This window comes from Sphingopyxis fribergensis (assembly GCF_000803645.1).
GTDB classification, from domain to species: Bacteria; Pseudomonadota; Alphaproteobacteria; order Sphingomonadales; family Sphingomonadaceae; genus Sphingopyxis; species Sphingopyxis fribergensis.
Genome location: NZ_CP009122.1, coordinates 3,111,255 through 3,126,651, shown reverse-complemented (window position 1 = coordinate 3,126,651; position 15,397 = coordinate 3,111,255). Strand labels below are relative to the sequence as shown.

17 protein-coding genes, 2 tRNA genes and 1 pseudogene are annotated in these 15,397 nt (G+C 64.1%); 15 read left to right on the top strand and 5 right to left on the bottom strand.

The genetic code is table 11. The annotated features are described in order from the left end of the window. Positions 1-9: 9 nt before the first annotated feature. Positions 10-85: transfer RNA gene (locus tag SKP52_RS14465), tRNA-Trp, on the top strand. A 166-nt stretch (positions 86-251) separates the two neighbouring features. Here SKP52_RS14465 and SKP52_RS27480 read toward each other — a convergent pair. After that, positions 252-395: pseudogene (locus SKP52_RS27480) on the bottom strand (hypothetical protein); the annotation flags it as partial. A 182-nt stretch (positions 396-577) separates the two neighbouring features. On the opposite strand from SKP52_RS27480, the gene SKP52_RS14460 reads away from it, so the two are divergent. After that, positions 578-1,579 carry an MlaA family lipoprotein gene (locus tag SKP52_RS14460; RefSeq protein WP_081997569.1) on the top strand — a complete coding sequence of 334 codons (1,002 nt, stop codon included), beginning with the start codon at positions 578-580 and terminating at the stop codon, positions 1,577-1,579. 2 nt (positions 1,580-1,581) lie between these two features. Here SKP52_RS14460 and SKP52_RS14455 read toward each other — a convergent pair. Both SKP52_RS14455 and SKP52_RS14450 read right to left on the bottom strand, forming a co-directional pair. Continuing rightward, positions 1,582-1,657, bottom strand: a tRNA-Thr gene (locus tag SKP52_RS14455). A gap of 17 nt (positions 1,658-1,674) precedes the next feature. After that, positions 1,675-2,544: a hypothetical protein gene (locus SKP52_RS14450; RefSeq protein ID WP_039575820.1), complete on the bottom strand. Its 870-nt coding sequence runs from the start codon at positions 2,542-2,544 to the stop codon at positions 1,675-1,677. A gap of 63 nt (positions 2,545-2,607) precedes the next feature. Here SKP52_RS14450 and SKP52_RS14445 point away from each other — a divergent pair, with 63 nt between their 5' ends. The 11 genes from SKP52_RS14445 to SKP52_RS14395 all read left to right on the top strand — a co-directional run bounded on the left by SKP52_RS14445 (position 2,608) and on the right by SKP52_RS14395 (position 12,934). Continuing rightward, positions 2,608-3,180, top strand: a complete 573-nt coding sequence (locus SKP52_RS14445; RefSeq protein WP_039581155.1) for a NifU family protein — start codon at positions 2,608-2,610, stop codon at positions 3,178-3,180. Positions 3,181-3,203: 23 nt separating this feature from the next. Next, complete coding sequence (locus SKP52_RS14440; RefSeq protein ID WP_039575818.1) at positions 3,204-3,797, top strand: malonic semialdehyde reductase; 594 nt, start codon at positions 3,204-3,206, stop codon at positions 3,795-3,797. Between the two features lie 14 nt (positions 3,798-3,811). Then, a complete protein-coding gene (tsaB, locus tag SKP52_RS14435) occupies positions 3,812-4,429 on the top strand; it encodes a tRNA (adenosine(37)-N6)-threonylcarbamoyltransferase complex dimerization subunit type 1 TsaB (RefSeq protein WP_039575815.1) in 618 nt (205 codons plus the stop codon). Beyond that, complete coding sequence (locus SKP52_RS14430) at positions 4,426-4,908, top strand: GNAT family N-acetyltransferase (RefSeq protein WP_039575812.1); 483 nt, start codon at positions 4,426-4,428, stop codon at positions 4,906-4,908. Before tsaB ends, SKP52_RS14430 begins: the two co-directional genes overlap by 4 nt. A 109-nt stretch (positions 4,909-5,017) precedes the next feature. Further along, a complete protein-coding gene (locus SKP52_RS14425; RefSeq protein ID WP_039575808.1) occupies positions 5,018-5,458 on the top strand; it encodes a MucR family transcriptional regulator in 441 nt (146 codons plus the stop codon). Positions 5,459-5,592: 134 nt separating this feature from the next. Next, entirely contained in the window at positions 5,593-6,018 is a 426-nt protein-coding gene (locus SKP52_RS14420; protein WP_039575806.1) for a Fur family transcriptional regulator, read from the top strand. Then, positions 5,987-6,775 carry a lysophospholipid acyltransferase family protein gene (locus tag SKP52_RS14415; protein WP_228383657.1) on the top strand — a complete coding sequence of 263 codons (789 nt, stop codon included), beginning with the start codon at positions 5,987-5,989 and terminating at the stop codon, positions 6,773-6,775. Before SKP52_RS14420 ends, SKP52_RS14415 begins: the two co-directional genes overlap by 32 nt. Positions 6,776-6,782: 7 nt before the next feature. Continuing rightward, entirely contained in the window at positions 6,783-8,120 is a 1,338-nt protein-coding gene (gene miaB, locus SKP52_RS14410; protein ID WP_052208983.1) for a tRNA (N6-isopentenyl adenosine(37)-C2)-methylthiotransferase MiaB, read from the top strand. A 130-nt stretch (positions 8,121-8,250) separates the two neighbouring features. Beyond that, on the top strand, positions 8,251-9,258 hold the full coding sequence (locus tag SKP52_RS14405) for a PhoH family protein (protein ID WP_039575803.1): 1,008 nt from the start codon (positions 8,251-8,253) through the stop codon (positions 9,256-9,258). Positions 9,259-9,670: 412 nt separating this feature from the next. Next, complete coding sequence (locus SKP52_RS14400; RefSeq protein WP_081997385.1) at positions 9,671-11,935, top strand: TonB-dependent hemoglobin/transferrin/lactoferrin family receptor; 2,265 nt, start codon at positions 9,671-9,673, stop codon at positions 11,933-11,935. A gap of 21 nt (positions 11,936-11,956) precedes the next feature. Further along, a complete protein-coding gene (locus SKP52_RS14395) occupies positions 11,957-12,934 on the top strand; it encodes a DUF6607 family protein (RefSeq protein WP_039575800.1) in 978 nt (325 codons plus the stop codon). 53 nt (positions 12,935-12,987) lie between these two features. Here SKP52_RS14395 and SKP52_RS14390 read toward each other — a convergent pair whose 3' ends face one another. Further along, complete coding sequence (locus SKP52_RS14390; protein ID WP_039575797.1) at positions 12,988-13,434, bottom strand: hypothetical protein; 447 nt, start codon at positions 13,432-13,434, stop codon at positions 12,988-12,990. 4 nt (positions 13,435-13,438) lie between these two features. Next, complete coding sequence (locus SKP52_RS14385; protein ID WP_039575794.1) at positions 13,439-13,819, bottom strand: DoxX family protein; 381 nt, start codon at positions 13,817-13,819, stop codon at positions 13,439-13,441. Between the two features lie 139 nt (positions 13,820-13,958). Here SKP52_RS14385 and SKP52_RS14380 point away from each other — a divergent pair, with 139 nt between their 5' ends. Both SKP52_RS14380 and SKP52_RS14375 read left to right on the top strand, forming a co-directional pair. Continuing rightward, positions 13,959-14,414, top strand: coding sequence for a carboxymuconolactone decarboxylase family protein (locus SKP52_RS14380; protein WP_039575792.1), 456 nt, complete (start codon positions 13,959-13,961; stop codon positions 14,412-14,414). Next, complete coding sequence (locus tag SKP52_RS14375; protein WP_052208335.1) at positions 14,414-15,289, top strand: sigma-70 family RNA polymerase sigma factor; 876 nt, start codon at positions 14,414-14,416, stop codon at positions 15,287-15,289. Before SKP52_RS14380 ends, SKP52_RS14375 begins: the two co-directional genes overlap by 1 nt. Positions 15,290-15,397: the final 108 nt, after the last annotated feature.

The following is a 15,397-nucleotide window of genomic DNA, read 5'->3' as shown; positions in this document are numbered from 1 at the left end:
CTCCGGCCTAGGGGTATAGCTCAGTTGGTAGAGCATCGGTCTCCAAAACCGAGGGTCGTAGGTTCGAGTCCTACTGCCCCTGCCAGGCCAAGGCGTCCGCGCGATTTCATGCCGTTCATCTCGATCTGGGACAATGTTCGCCATCCGCTGGTACGTGGCCATTTTCCGGCTACCGTCCCGTCGCGCAGCGCGCCGTAGGATGCGTAAGCCGCACAGGTCGGGCAGGCATAATTGGGCAGGATTCGCACGAAGCTCCCGATTGGCAGACAGGCGAACCAGCTATCGTCGGGGACTGGGAAATTGCCCTGTTCCTGATGACGCTGCCACGCTGGAGTCGTTTGGATCGCTGGCCGGGTCCGCCGTTTCCGAGGCGATCGTGCGTGCGTGCACAGCATTTTTTCCTTCCCTCTCGGCGGAGGATGGGTAAGGCAACCGTGCCCGCGACCGCGGGTCAGACGGCTTGGGATGAAGGGGAGGGGCGTCTCTTGATCATGATTTCGGGCTGAGATCCCCGGCAAGGAGTTTGACATATGCGATCGATGCTCATGAATTTTGTAATGGCGGGACCGCGCGCGCGATGAGTATTTCGGCCGTCGCTGCACTTCTCTTGCTGTCCGGGGCACCGCCCGCTGTTTCCGATGCTGCGCCCGTGAACCTGACAGAGATCGAGCCGCGGCAACTCGATAATGATCCGGCGCACGTTGAACCGCCGGTCGTCGTGCCGACGATCGAACCCATCCCATCTCCCTCGCCAGTCGCACCCGCAACCACGGGTAGCGAGCCCGCAGCCGAAGGACCGCCGTCGCCCGATGATATCGTCGTGACCGCACGCGGAGAGGCGCCGCCGGGCGATCCGCTGCAAGAGGTCAACATCACGTCGTACCGCGTGGTCCAGTCGGTCGACAAGGCGCTGGTGGCCCCGGTCGCCACGGGTTATCAAGGCATTGTGCCGGAACCCGTTCGCGACGGGCTTGGCAATGCGCTGCGCAACCTCAGCGAGCCCATCAATTTCCTGAACTTCCTGTTGCAGTTCAAAATTGGCAAGGCCGCCGAAACGCTCGGCCGTTTTGCCGTCAACACGACCTTTGGTGTCGGCGGGCTCTTCGATGTTGCGAAAACGGAACCGTTCAACCTGCCTTACCGGCGCAATGGCTTTGCCAATACGATGGGATTTTACGGCGTCGAGCCCGGTCCCTATTTCTACCTCCCGCTTGTCGGACCGACGACATTGCGGGACATGGCCGGCAACAGCCTCGATCTGCTCGTGCTGCCGACTGCCGTCGGCGCGCCTTTTGACCGCACGGCCTACGCGGTCCCGACGACGGTGATCAAGCAGCTCAATGATCGCATCGAGGGCGACGCGGCGATCAAATGCTTGCAGGAAGATAGCGCCGATCCTTATGTCGAAACGCGCACCCTCTATCTCGAAATGCGCCAGCGCGAGATCGACGCGTTGAAGGGTAAGGGGCGCGATGAGGCCGACCCTGACGCCGTGGTCGTCACCAGTCAGCCCGAACCTTCGGTCGATCCGAGCGCGATCGCGGTCGGCGAGCCTATTAAAGCCTGCATTCAGAAATAGCGTGGTGCCGGCTACAGGATTCGAACCCGTGGCCCCCTGATTACAAATCAGGTGCTCTACCAACTGAGCTAAGCCGGCGCTTAGCGCCCTTTGCTTCAAATGATGCCAAAGGTCCAGCCTTCGGTTTTTGCCAAGGTGTCGGTGAGTGGGACAGGTCGCCACGATGCGGGGTCCGACGCGATCGCCCGCAGCCATGCGGCGGTGAGTAACGCATCGCTCGCATGGTCGCTGACCATCCCCGTAAAACCGCACGGCGGCGAGGCCAAGGCCGCGAGCGCCGCGTCGAGCACCGCGCCGTCGCGGATCTTGCTGCGCCCGGGCCGCAGTCCCGCGGCGCGTGCGGCGAGGCTGGTGTAGATTTCGACGAGCATCGGGCCCGCGCCGGGCACCGGGTCGCCCGGCCACAACGGAATGCGCCCTGCCAGCCGGTGGAGCAGGCGCATGCCCGACAGGCTCGCCTTGCCGACCTGCGCCGCGCCGACGAGGTTGAAATTGCTGACGCTCGCGGCCTGTTTCGTCGCCCGCTGGTGCCGCTCGACGACCCGCAGCCGCCCGGCGCCCGCTTCGAACAGATCGCCCGCCTCGCCGCGGTGGCGGAAATGCCGCCGCGCCTCGGGATGCGCGAGGAACCCGCCCGGCTCATAATGCGGATCGCCGTCCGCCAGCCGTTCGACGAGCGCCCACAGCGCGCGCATGTCGGCGGGGCTATCCGCCCAGCCGGGAAAATAAGCGCCGTGATCGGCAAAGGCGAAGGCGGCCGAAAAGTCGAAACCGATCAGCATATCGGTGCCGTCCGCCGCGACCCCTTCCAGCCAATCGAGGATTTCGGCGCGCGACCAGACATGCCCCGGCCGCACCAGCGCCGGCGCCGCCGTGCCGCTCGCGACCGCCAGCGCGATCCCGCGCTGGCGCGGGCCACGAGCGCCCGACCAGTCGAGGGCGGCGAAATGGGTGAAGCGGCGCATCGGCGCGGCTTAGCGCATCCCTATCATCTTGCACAAAGCCTCGCTGCGCCCCACATGCAAGCCATGCTGATCGAAACCGAATCGACGCCCAATCCCGCGACGCTCAAATTCCTGCCCGGCCGGGCGGTGATGGAGACGGGAACCCGCGACTTTGCCAGCCCCGAAGAGGCCGAGGCGTCGCCGCTCGCGAGTGCGCTTTTCTCGATTGGCGACGTGACCGGCGTTTTCTTCGGCCGCGATTTCGTGTCGGTGACGATCGCGCCCGGTGCCGAATGGAGCGACGCAAAGCCCGATGTGCTCGGTATCGTCATGGACCATTTCCTTGCCGACGTGCCGCTGTTCAACACCGCGAGCGCGGGTTTTTCGGTTCCGGCGGAGGATGAAGGCTTTGCCGACGATCCCGCCGACGCCGACATCATCGACCAGATCAAGGAACTGATCGAAACGCGCGTCCGCCCCGCGGTCGCCAACGACGGCGGTGACATCGTCTATCGCGGTTTCGACAAGGGCAATGTGTATTTGAAAATGCAGGGTGCGTGCGCGGGATGTCCGTCCTCGACCGCGACGCTCAAGAATGGCATCGAGTCCCTCTTGAAACATTATGTGCCTGAGGTAACGGCAGTTCACGCCGTCTGACCATTTCCCTGAGGAGTTAGCCCATGAGCGAGCCGCTTTCCGATAGCGCCCTCGACCAGCTGTTTCGTACCGCGCGTACCTATAACGGCTACAGCGACGAGCCGGTATCGACCGAGCAGTTGCACGCGATCTGGGATCTGGTGAAGTTCGGCCCGACCAGCGCCAACAGCCTTCCGGCACGGATCGTCTGGTGCGTGAGCGACGAAGCGAAGGCAAAGCTTGCCGCGCTCGCGCTCCCCGCCAATGCCGAGAAAATCCTGAAGGCACCGGTCACCGCGATCATCGCGAGCGACAATGAATTCTACGAAAACCTGCCCGAACTCTTCCCGCATGCCGATGCGCGGAGCTGGTTCGTCGGCAATGAAGCGCTGGCGCACACCACCGCGTTCCGCAATTCCACGCTGCAGGGGGGCTATTTCATCCTCGCCGCACGCGCCCTCGGGCTCGACACCGGGCCGATGTCGGGGTTCAACAATGCCGGGGTCGATGAAGCCTTCTTCGCCGACCAACCCAGCGTGAAAAGCAACTTCATCTCGACGCTCGGCTATGGCGATCCCGCGACGATCTTCGAACGCAGCCCGCGTCCGGACTTCGCCCGCTTCAACAGCATCGCCTGATCGTTCCCATCCTCATGCGGCATCTGGTCATCGATTCGGCGAGCGAGGCCTGTTCGGTGGCGTTGCTGGAGGCGGGGGCGGTCATCGACTATCGTCACGAGGTTATCGGTCGCGGCCATGCCGAGCGGCTCGTCCCGCTGATAGCCGAACTGAATGGCGGCGGCCGCGCCGACGTCATCGTTGTGGGATGCGGTCCGGGCAGCTTTGCCGGGGTGCGGATCGCGGTAGCGGCGGCGCGCGGACTCGCGCTCGGCTGGCAGGTGCCTGTTCAGGGCTTTTCGACGCTCGCGCTGGTCGCGGCGGGCGCCGCCGATCACATCGCAGCGGCCGGGGGCGCTCTCGTCGTGATGGAAGGCGGCCACGGTCAATGGTTCGTTCAGCCGTTCGCAGCCGACCTGTCGCCGCGCGCCGATATCCGCTCGCTTTTGCCCGATGACGCCGTCCGGCTTGAAGACGAGCTGATCGTCGGCAATCGCGCCGAACCCTTTGTGGCGCGTCGCGGCACGGGGCTTGCGCTGGCAATGCTGCCCGACGCGCGTGCCTTTTTGCGGCTGCCGCCCGCGGCGCTGGTCGACCAGCCCAGCCCGATCTATGGACGCGCCCCCGATGCCAAGCCGATGGCACCGGCATGACGGGTTCGATCCGCCTCGCCACTGCACGCGTCGGCGATCTGGCCGCGGTCATGCGCGTAATGGATGCCGCCTTCGATCCCGCCTTTGGCGAGGCGTGGAGCGGCGCGCAGCTCTTGACCTTGTTCGCGCTGCCCTCGGCGCGCGTGTGCGTGGCGTGGGACGGCGAGCAGGCGTGCGGCTTTTCGGCAGCGCGCATCGCTGGACCCGAAAGCGAATTATTGTTGCTCGCGGTCGATCCGCTGTTCCGCGGCCGCGGTATCGGTGCATTACTGATGGACGACTGGCGGGCATGGGCGGCCGCGCAGGGCGCTGAAGACTATTTCCTTGAAATGCGGGCCGATAATGACGCGGTTCATCTTTATGAGAGCGCCGGTTTTTCGGAATGCGGCCGCCGGCCGGCCTATTATCGCGGCAACGACGGCGTTGTTCGCGACGCAATTACGATGCGGCGATCGGCGTGTGAACGAAAGCCTGACTGATCGGTCATTGCGGAATTCCATCCAAAGTGGCAGTAATCCTGTTGGCGAAAGAACAAATCCAATATTCGCCGTTCATGCTTCTGGGTAATGAAAATCAAGGAATAGTCTCATGTCCGACCAAGCCGATACCAACGAGATGCTCGTCACGCTAACTGCTGACATCGTCGCCGCGCATGTCAGCAACAACAGCGTCGCCATTTCCGATCTCTCCATTCTGATAAATAATGTGCACGCCGCGCTGTCGGGTCTCGGTACCGAAGCGGTCGTAGAGGAAAAGCTGGTGCCCGCGGTATCGATCCGCACCTCGGTCAAGCCCGACTATATCGTGTGTCTCGAAGACGGCAAAAAGTTGAAGATGCTGCGCCGCCACTTGATGACGCATTATGGCATGACCCCCGACGACTATCGCGCGAAGTGGGGCCTGCCCGCCGACTATCCGATGGTTGCGCCGAACTATGCCGAAAAGCGCCGCGCGCTGGCAAAAGAAATCGGCTTGGGTACTAAGGGTCGCGGCGGCGGGCGCAAGCCCAAGCCCAAGACCAAGGTCTGACATCCACAATCAATCGCTCCAACCGGAGCAGGGAAGGGCGGCGTCGTAGGGGTGCCGCCCTTGTCCTATCCGCGGGGCGTGCTTATACAGTTTGAAGAATAGAAATCCGACTGCATCTTGCAGGAAAGGCCCGCATGTCCGGTAACATCGATCTCGAAGCCCTGTGCCACGAAAAGGGGCTGCGCATCACCGAGCAGCGCCGCATTATTGCGCGCGTCATTTCGGATTCGGAGGATCATCCCGACGTAGAGACGCTCTATGAACGCGCGTCGAAGCTCGACAGCGGCATTTCGATCGCCACCGTCTATCGTACCGTGCGCCTGTTCGAAGAAGCCGGCATCCTCGACCGCCACGATTTCGGCGACGGCCGCTCGCGCTACGAAGCCGCGCCCGAGGCGCATCACGATCATCTGATCGACGTCGAGACGGGCAAGGTCATCGAATTCGTCGATCCCGAGCTCGAGGCGTTGCAGAAGGTGATCGCCGAACGGCTGGGCTTCCGCCTCGTCGACCATCGTATGGAGCTTTATGGTGTCGCCATCGATCGCAAGCGCGACTGATCGCAGCGCGATTACCTGGCGGACGGTCGCCCGTCTCGCCCTGATGGTGCTGACGCTGCTGTTCCTGATCGTCCCGCATCTGCTCTACCGCGCCGTCGGTCGTCCCTCGCCGATGGTGATGGCCTTCCTTAACGCCGCCGGCTGGATCGCGGGGCTGCGCATCCGCACGACAGGGACGCGGCTGCGGCGCGACGTCCTGTTCGTGTCGAACCATGTCAGCTGGCTCGACATCCTCGCGCTCGGCGGCGCCGCACGCTCGGCTTTCGTGTCGAAGGCCGAGGTCGGCACGACGCCGTTTGTCGGCTGGCTCGCCGATCAGAACCACACCATCTATGTCCAGCGCGAGGCACGGCGCGAGATCCATAATCAGGCGAACGATGTGCGCGCGGCGCTGGCGCGCGGTCGCCCGGTGACGCTGTTTCCCGAAGGAACGACGGGCCCCGGTGACGGGTTGCTGCCGTTCCGTGCGTCGCTGTTCCAAGCGGTGATCCCGACCCCGCCCAACCTGCGGGTCCAGCCGGTGTTTCTCGATTATGGAAATGAGGCGAACGACATTGCATGGCTCGATCCCGAATCCGGGCTCGACAATTTCAAGCGGCTGCTCGCGCGCAAACGCCCAATACATCTTACGGTCAACTATCTCGATCCCTTGCCCGATATTGTCGAAGGCGACCGCAAGCTGCTCGCCGAGGCCGCGCGCGCCACAATCGCGGCGGAAATTGCGCGGTCTTCCGTCGGCACGCCGCATCGCCTATAGCGCGCCGATGAAATCCGACTCCCCCAAAACTTTTCACGTCAAATCCTTCGGCTGCCAGATGAATGTCTATGACGGCGAGCGTATGGCCGAGATGCTGGGCGCCGAGGGCTATGTCGCCGCCGCCGACGGCGCCGACGCCGACCTCGTCGTGCTCAACACCTGCCACATCCGCGAGAAAGCGGCCGAGAAGGTCTATTCGGACATTGGCCGGCTGAAGAGAGCCGACGGCAGCCGCCCGACGATCGCGGTCGCGGGCTGCGTCGCGCAGGCCGAGGGTGCCGAAATCGCGCGCCGCGCGCCTACGGTCGACGTCGTTGTCGGGCCGCAGGCCTATCATCGCCTGCCCGACATGATCGCGCGCGCCGCGCGGGGAGAGAAGGCCGTCGACCTCGACATGCCGCTCGAAAGCAAGTTCGGCGCGCTGCCGAAGCGCGCGGGCGGCCAGCGTCCGACCGCCTTTCTGACGGTGCAGGAAGGCTGCGACAAATTCTGCACTTATTGCGTCGTGCCCTACACGCGGGGCGCCGAGATCAGCCGGCCCTTCGTGGACCTGATCGCCGAGGCGCGCGCGCTCGTCGCCGGCGGCGCGCGCGAAATCACCTTGCTCGGCCAGAACGTCAACGCGTGGGACGGTCAAGATGAGAAGGGCAGGGTGATCGGCCTCGACGGGCTGATCCGCGAACTCGCGCGTGAGGACGGCCTCGAACGCATCCGCTACACCACCAGCCACCCCAACGACATGACCGACGGGTTGATCGCGGCGCATGGCGAGATCGCCAAGCTGATGCCCTTCCTCCACCTGCCGGTGCAGGCGGGCAGCGACCGCATCCTTGCGGCGATGAACCGCAGCCACTCGGTCGAAAGCTATCTTCGCATCATCGAACGCGTGCGCGCCGTGCGCCCCGACATCGCGATCTCGGGCGACTTCATCGTCGGCTTCCCCGGCGAAACCGATGCGGACTTCGAAGCGACGCTCGATATCGTCCGTGCGACCAATTATGCGATGGCGTACAGCTTCAAATATTCGCGCCGCCCCGGTACCCCCGCCGCGACGATGGACGGCCAGATCGACGAAGCTCTGCTCAACGAACGTCTCCAGCGCCTCCAGGCGTTGCTCAACGAACAGCAGCAGGCATTCAATGAGGCGTCCGTTGGCCGCACGACGCGCCTGCTCCTCGAACGCATGGGCAAGCTGGACGGTCAGTTGATCGGCAAGACGCCCTGGCTCCAGTCGGCGCACGTCATCGCACCGGGGCTCCAGATCGGCGATATGATCGACGTGCAGATCACCTCGGCCGGCGCCAACAGCGTTGCCGCCGAAGCGTTGATGGAAGAAGCCGCCTAGTGCGCCTGGCGGAAGCTGTCTCCCCGAAGACACACTCCGTCTCCTTCCGTCGCATTCGCAGCCTGCAAGTCATGGACTCCCGTTCAGGCGGGAGTACAGTCGTGGCGTCGATCGAAGGAGCCTTGCTTATATGTCCAAACGCCCGCTGACCGCCTCCACCCCCGCCGAACCCGGCGACCGCGTCCGACTGACCGCGGAATTCGAGCGAACGCAGCTTTTGGGCATTCTCTTCGGCGAGTTCGACCGCAACCTTGTCGCCATCGAAAACCGGCTCGGCGTCTACATCTCCGCCCGTGGCAACCGCGTACAGATCGAAGGCGAGGCCGAATCCGCCGCCCGCGCGCGCGACGTGCTCGTCGATATCTACAACCGTATCGAACAGGGGCAGGAGGTCGACAGTGGCATGGTCGATGGGGTGATCGCACTGTCGGCGCAGCCGACGCTGGAAGGCATCATCCGGCACGACGCCAGCGAAGCGCCGCCGATCATGATCCGCACGCGCAAAAAGACGATCGTTCCGCGCGCGCCGTCGCAGGTGCCCTATATGCAGGCGCTCGCGCGCGAAGACATCATCTTCGCGCTCGGCCCTGCGGGCACGGGAAAGACCTATCTCGCGGTCGCGCAGGCGGTCGCGCAGCTCATCACCGGCAGCGTCCAGCGCCTCATCCTCTCGCGTCCGGCGGTCGAGGCGGGCGAAAAGCTCGGCTTCCTGCCCGGCGACATGAAGGAAAAGGTCGATCCTTATCTGCGTCCGCTCTACGACGCGCTTCACGACTGCCTGCCCGCCGAACAGGTCGAGCGCCGCATCGCTTCGGGCGAGATCGAGATCGCCCCGCTCGCCTTCATGCGCGGGCGCACGCTTGCCGACGCCTTCATCATCCTCGACGAAGCGCAAAATACGACGATCCCGCAGATGAAGATGTTCCTGACGCGCTTTGGCGCGAACAGCCGCATGGTCGTGTGCGGCGACCCGAAACAGGTCGATCTGCCGATCCCGGCAAGCTCGGGCCTTGCCGACGCGGTGAGCAGGCTCGAAGGCGTGGAAGGCATCAACGTCAGCTATTTCACCAGCGCCGACGTCGTCCGCCACCCGATCGTCGGGCGCATCGTCGATGCCTATGAAGGACCGGAGGCGTAACGCAAACGATGTCCGCTTAGGGGTGGTGAGCGGACGTAGCCCTCTCCCCTTCAGGGGAGAGGGTTGGGAGAGGGGGCGGAAGCAGCTCAAGCCCCTCTCAACTGCGGCTAGCCGGTAAAACCGGCAAGCCTTCTTATCTCTCCCCTGAAGGGGAGAGAACAAATCCTTCAACGTCCGCTTCCGGTCGTTAGCTGCCCTTCCATAATTCCAAGCCTCTTTCCGACTTGACGGCCCGTGAAATCCGACGGTCACGCCGTCACCCACTCTCCTCTCATCGATATTTACGCGAACGATTCGCAATAGCATATTGACCCTCAGATTTTGCGCGCCTAGAGAGGCGCTATTGCGAATCAATCGCAAAATAATCAGGGGAATCAAATTGAACAGCCATCGTTTGCCGTCCGTATCCCGCTTGGCTGCCGGAACCGCGCTGGGCCTTGCGCTCGCCGCGACCGCTTCGCCGGCCTTTGCGCAGGATAATGACGGCGAATATTGGGTATCAATCAAGAACCGCATCGTCGTCACCGCGACACGCACCGCAGTAAGGGCCGAGGATATTCCGGTCACGGTCACGGTGAAGAGCGACGAGCAGATCGCCGACGAGCTTGTCACGGACATCCGCGACCTCGTCCGCTTCGAACCCGGCGTTAGCGTCCAGCGCCAGCCCGCGCGGTTCGGCGCGGCGCTGGGCACCACGGGCCGCGCCGGCAACGACAGCTTCAACATTCGCGGCATCGGCGGGAACCGTGTGCTCGTCCAGGTCGACGGCGTACGCGTTCCCGACGGCTTCTCCTTTGGCGCGCAGGCGGCGGGGCGCGGGGACTATGTCGACCTCGGTCTCGTCAAGTCGGTCGAGATTCTCCGCGGCCCGTCGTCGGCGCTCTATGGCAGCGACGGCCTTGCGGGCGCGGTCAGCTTCATCACCTCGGACCCCGCCGATTTCCTCGAACCTGGCAAGAATGTCGGCGGCCTTCTCCGCGCCGCTTACAGCAGCGCCGACGAGGAGTTCAGCGAAACCGCGATCCTCGCGGGGCGCAGCGGCGACTGGTCGATCATGGCCGCCTACACCCGCCGCGATTACAAGGAACTCGACAACAAGGGCAATGTCGCGGGCGGCGCCACGGCGACCGGGACGTCGGGCAAGGACCCGACCACCGGGCCGCTCCGCACATTGCCCAATCCGCAGGACGGCCGCTCGAACGCCGTGCTCGCGCGCATCGTCTATGATCCCGCTAACGGCCACAAGATCCGTCTGACCGGTGAATATCTCGATACCGACCTCTACACCAACGGCCTTACGGGCGTCACCGCGACGCGCAACACGCTCGGCGTCGTCACCTCCAGCGTCGACCGGCTCGAAGCGTGGGACAGCGGGGAACGCAAGCGCGTGTCGCTCGACTGGAGCTGGGAAGGCGAGGGGGCGGTCGATTTCGCGCGCGTCGCGCTCTACTGGCAGGACGGCGAGGACAATCAATATACCGAGGAAGACCGGACGCCGCTCGCCGACCGCACGCGGCTCAACACCTTCGAGAACCGCGTGATCGGTGCCTCGGCCGACGCGCGGGCCGACTTCGCGACGGGCGCGATCGCGCACCGCCTCGTCTTCGGCGGCGACATCAGCCAGACGCGCCAGCGCGGCCTGCGCGACGGCACCGTCCCGCCGTTCGGCGAGGTCTATCCGACGCGCGCCTTCCCGACCACCGATTTTACCCGCGCCGGCCTGTTCGCGGGTGACGAAATCTCGATCGCCGACGGCCGCCTGCTTCTCTATCCGGCGCTGCGCTTCGACTGGTACGACCTGTCGCCCGACGACGATCCGCTGCTCCCGACCTTTGCGGGCGCCAAGCAGGACGGCTCGCGCCTGTCGCCGAAATTCGGCGCGGTGTGGAAGATTACCGACGCGGTTCGCCTGTTCGCCAATTACGCCACCGGCTTCAAGGCGCCCGAGCCGGGGCAGGTGAACCAATTCTTCTCGAACCTCGCGTCGGGTTACACCTCGATGCCGAACTCGGATCTCGACCCCGAACGCAGCACGAGCTTCGAGGGCGGGCTGCGCTTTTCGGCCGACGCGATCAGCCTCGACGTCACGGGCTTTTCGGCGCGCTACAAGGATTTCATCAGCCAGGAGCAGGTGGGCGGCAGCTTTACGCCCGCCGATCCCGCCATCTTTCAATTCGTGAATCTCGATCGCGTCCGGGTCAAAGGGGCCGAGGCGCGGTTCGAGGGGCGAGCGTCGTCCGGCCTGTATACGACGCTCGCCCTATCCTATGCGAAGGGAGATATCATCGACCCCGACGGCGTCCGCTCGCCGCTCGAATCGATCGATCCGCTCAAGCTCGTCGCCGGCATCGGCTACCGCCAGCCGCAGGGGCGTTTCGGCGGTCAGCTGATCATGACGCACAGCGCACGTAAGGAAGCATCGCGGACGAACGGCGGTTACCGGCCCCACGATTTCACCATCCTCGACGCGACCGCCTATCTCCGCATCACCCAGGGGCTGACGCTGCGTGGCGGCGTCTTCAACATTCTCGACAAGACATACAGCTGGTGGAGCGACGCGCGCGGCCTCGCGAATACGACGGTCATCGGCGGCCAGACCCTGCCGATCGACGTGATCGCCGACGCCTATACTCAGCCCGGCCGCAACGCGAGCGTCTCGCTCAGCTTCCGCTTCTAAAAGACGAAAAGGATTGCACTGATGAAGACCTATCGCAAGCTTGCCGCCAGCCTGTTGCTGCTCACCGCCGCGCTGCCCGTCGCCGCGTCGGCGCATCCGCCGATCGCTGCAGAGGCGGCGGCGGCCAATTTCGAGCAGGACCGTGCCGACATCCTCGCGATGGCGGGCAATTACCGCGTCAGTTTCAACATGCAGGAATCGACGCGCTGGGACCCCGATTACGAGGTGCTCGAACCCAAGCGTTCGGGGGGCAACGAGGTCGTGCGCGTGATCGAGGACACGGGTCGCAAGATCGTCCTCCAGCACATGCTCGTCATCACCGGCGACGACGACAAGAGCATGATCATCAAGCATTGGCGGCAGGATTGGGAATATGAGCCCGCCAAGCTGCTCGTCTATTCGGATCGCAATGCGTGGACGTGGGAAGACGTCCCCGAACGCATGCGCACCGGCCGCTGGTCGCAGACCGTCTATCAGGTCGACGACAGCCCGCGGTACGCCGGCTGGGGCCAGTTCGAAACGCAAGGCGGCGTCCGCCGCTGGCGCTCCAACTGGACGTGGCGCCCGCTCGCGCGCCGCGACGCCGTCCGGGCCCCCGTCTACGACCGCTACCTCTCGATCAACCGCCACCAGCCCTCGCCCGACGGCTGGGTCCATTGGCAGGACAATACCAAGATGGGGACGAAGGACGGCAAGCTGGTGCCGATCGTCCAGGAATATGTCCTCAACACCTATATCAAATATGACCAGTATGACGTGAAGGCCGCCGACGATTATTGGGCCGCGACCAAGGATTATTGGGCGGCGGTTCGCGCCGAATGGGACCGCGTTGCGCGGGCCAAGGGCGGCATCGCGATCAACGAAAAGGCCGACACCGGCACCGTGATCAGCGGCCGCCTGCTTGAAATGGCCGACGAGGTTCAGGAAAAGAGTCTGACCACCGCGAAAGCCATCAGCGAGGCGAAGACGCTGATCGAGATGAACACGCGAAAGCTTTGACGACCTTCACCATGTGAAGCCCGAAACTGAGGGTGACGCGAATGCGCCGCCCCCTATTTTGCGGTGACGTGGCGGCGCGCCATGCAGAAGGTTCGCAGCGCGACCGCATCATGATAGGCATTGTGCGGCACATGGCTGAGTTCGGATGTCGAGAAATTGACCACCTCGGCCAGCTCGAAGCGCACCGCCGAAATGATCAGCCGCCGCCCGTCGTCGGTGACGAGCAGGCGCGCGGCATGAACGATATCCTCCGGCCAGTCGGCGATCAGTACCGGATCCGGATCCGTCGCCAGATAATCGGCAAAGGCCCATTGCAGCTCGGCATAGGACACCGGTGCGACGTCGAGCTTTGGCATCACATGCGCCGCGACCCATGGCGTTGGGTCGGTACAGTCGACCGCGGCGTAAAAGGGCGCCGAACCTCCGGTTTCGGGAACGAGCGCAATCGAAATCAGCGCGCCCCCGAACCCGTTGAACTCGGCGTCGAGATAATAGCGCAACCGCCTATTTCTTCCTCGCTCCGTCGACGCTCCAGATGCCCGCGCCGCGCGTCGCGATGAACAGGAAGATGAAGCAATAGAGGATGATCGTCTCGCCGCCGTTGACGATCGGATAAAGCCCCTGGGTGGCGTGCGCGGTCCAGTAACCGACCGCCGCCATGCCGCTCGCGATGAACGCCGCAGGACGCGTGAACAGGCCGATGATAATCAGCCCGCCCGCGACCAGCTCGATCGTGCCCGCAGCATACATCATCGGGTTGAGCGGCATCGGGAAGGCGACGGGGAAATTGAAAAATTTCTGCACGCCATGTGCGAGGAACAAGACGCCTGCGACAATGCGCAGCAGCGCATAAGCCTGTTCGCCGAAACTATCGAGAAATTTCATGGATTGCCCCCTTGTTCTGATTGCCGAGGCGGGCAGGCTAACTGATTTTTTGGTCGGCGCGAAATTTTTTTCCCGGTCATGTCACACCTGCCGATCCTGTCTCGTCATGTCATCACAACCCCCACGAAGGAGATATGAGATGACCAAGGTAACCGACCCCTACGCCGCCGCGCCGCAGCTGATGAAACAGTGGATGGCGGTCAGCCTCGCCGCCGAAAAGAGCCTCGAATCGAGCCTGATTGAGCTGGTGAAGATCCGTTCGTCGATCCTGAACGGCTGCGCCAACTGCATCAACATGCACACGACGGAAGCGCGCGCGAAGGGTGAGACCGAACAGCGCATCTATCTGCTGTCGGCCTGGCACGAAGCCCCCGTCTACACCGATCGCGAACGCGCCGCGCTCGCGTGGACCGACGCCTTGACCAAGCTGTCCGAAGGGCACACACAGAAGGCCGCAAAGGACGCGCTCGAAGCGCATTTTACTCCGGAGGAACAGGTGAACCTGACCGTGATGATCAATGTCATCAATGGCTGGAACCGTATCGCAGTCGGTTTCGACCTCTGGTACGAAAACGGCGCGCTGAAGGCCGCCTGATGACGCCCGAGGGCATCCGGAGCGCCGTCGATGCGGCGGACGCGGCGGTCAGTTTCGACCCGCTGCGTCCGCTCCTCACGCGCGTCGCCTACCGCATGCTCGGCTCGGTCGCCGATGCCGAGGATGTGGTGCAGGATGCCTTCATCCGCTGGCTCGGCACCGACCGCAGCGAAGTACGCGAGCCCGCGGCCTTCCTGCGGCGGACCGTGACGCGGCTTTGCCTCGACCAGATCAAGTCGGCGCGGCACAGCCGCGAAACCTATGTCGGCCCCTGGCTTCCCGACCCGCTCGTCGAGGAGGAAGAGGAGGACGATGTCTCGCTGCCGCTGATGCTCGCGCTCGAACGCCTGTCCCCGCTCGAACGCGCCGCGTTTCTTTTGCACGACGTCTTCGGTGTCGAATTCGAGGAAGTCGCAAAGACGATCGACCGCGACCCCGCCGCGACGCGCCAGCTCGCGGCACGCGCGCGGACCCATGTTCGCGACGCCCGCCCGCGATATAAGCTCGAGAAAGAGCAGGGGCTCCAGATCGCCAACGCCTTTTTCGCCGCATCGCGCAGCGGCGACATGGGTGCGCTCGGCGCTCTGCTCGCCGCCGATGTCGGCATGTGGGCCGACGGCGGCGGCAAGCGGCCCGCGGCGATGGAGCCAATCCTAGGTCACGATATCGTGTTGAAACTGCATCGCAGCCTGGCGGTGCTGTTCGGCAAATATGGCTCGACGCTCGTTCACACGGGCACGATCAACGGCCTACCGGGTTTCGTCACGCGCGAGGCCGACGGCGAGTTCCAGACGACCGCGCTCGAGATCGAGGACGGCAAGGTCACCGGCATCTATGTCATGCGCAATCCCGACAAGCTCAAGCATATGCACTGAGCGAGGCTGCCGATTGCGACCGGTTGCTACCGTAAGCTACTTCCTCTCTCCCCTTGCTGGAGAGAAACGAAGGCTTGGCAGCTTGCTGTCTAGCCGTAGTTGAGAGGG

Coding starts and splice junctions, on each gene's coding strand:
- SKP52_RS14395 (WP_039575800.1), top strand. CDS start 11,957: ATGAAGACCTATCGCAAGCTTGCCGCCAGCCTGTTGCTGCTCACCGCC.
- SKP52_RS14430 (WP_039575812.1), top strand. CDS start 4,426: ATGACGGGTTCGATCCGCCTCGCCACTGCACGCGTCGGCGATCTGGCC.
- SKP52_RS14440 (WP_039575818.1), top strand. CDS start 3,204: ATGAGCGAGCCGCTTTCCGATAGCGCCCTCGACCAGCTGTTTCGTACC.
- SKP52_RS14460 (WP_081997569.1), top strand. CDS start 578: ATGAGTATTTCGGCCGTCGCTGCACTTCTCTTGCTGTCCGGGGCACCG.
- SKP52_RS14385 (WP_039575794.1), bottom strand. CDS start 13,819: ATGAAATTTCTCGATAGTTTCGGCGAACAGGCTTATGCGCTGCTGCGC.
- SKP52_RS14445 (WP_039581155.1), top strand. CDS start 2,608: ATGCTGATCGAAACCGAATCGACGCCCAATCCCGCGACGCTCAAATTC.
- tsaB (WP_039575815.1), top strand. CDS start 3,812: ATGCGGCATCTGGTCATCGATTCGGCGAGCGAGGCCTGTTCGGTGGCG.
- SKP52_RS14405 (WP_039575803.1), top strand. CDS start 8,251: ATGTCCAAACGCCCGCTGACCGCCTCCACCCCCGCCGAACCCGGCGAC.
- miaB (WP_052208983.1), top strand. CDS start 6,783: ATGAAATCCGACTCCCCCAAAACTTTTCACGTCAAATCCTTCGGCTGC.
- SKP52_RS14375 (WP_052208335.1), top strand. CDS start 14,414: ATGACGCCCGAGGGCATCCGGAGCGCCGTCGATGCGGCGGACGCGGCG.
- SKP52_RS14415 (WP_228383657.1), top strand. CDS start 5,987: ATGGTGTCGCCATCGATCGCAAGCGCGACTGATCGCAGCGCGATTACC.
- SKP52_RS14380 (WP_039575792.1), top strand. CDS start 13,959: ATGACCAAGGTAACCGACCCCTACGCCGCCGCGCCGCAGCTGATGAAA.
- SKP52_RS14425 (WP_039575808.1), top strand. CDS start 5,018: ATGTCCGACCAAGCCGATACCAACGAGATGCTCGTCACGCTAACTGCT.
- SKP52_RS14450 (WP_039575820.1), bottom strand. CDS start 2,544: ATGCGCCGCTTCACCCATTTCGCCGCCCTCGACTGGTCGGGCGCTCGT.
- SKP52_RS14420 (WP_039575806.1), top strand. CDS start 5,593: ATGTCCGGTAACATCGATCTCGAAGCCCTGTGCCACGAAAAGGGGCTG.